General features: G+C 63.0%; 1 pseudogene. It reads left to right on the forward strand.

The features are described from left to right. Positions 1-300: pseudogene (locus AC1RPH_RS08195) on the forward strand (ATP-dependent zinc metalloprotease FtsH); the annotation flags it as partial.

Consider the following 300-nt stretch of genomic DNA (forward strand, 5'->3'; position numbering starts at 1 on the left):
GAGCGTGGAATTCACGGCGATGGTCGCGGCGCACGAAGCGGGCCACGCTCTGGTCTACGCGCAGCTGAAGCGCGTTGCTCCGTTCGAGCTGAAGGTGAACGTCGCATCGTTCAAGGGCGGTTACATGATGCCCGTGGTCGAGGGCGAGGATATCATGTCGAAGCAGAACGTTCTGGACGAGATTTGCGTGTTGCTCGCGGGCCGCGCGGCCGAAGAGCTGGTGTTTGGCCAAACCTTCTCGTCGTCGGGGGCCGCATCCGATATCGGGAAAGCCACGCAGCTCGCGGGTCAGTACACGCG

The organism is Dellaglioa sp. CoH-57-MRSF-16 (assembly GCF_056782055.1).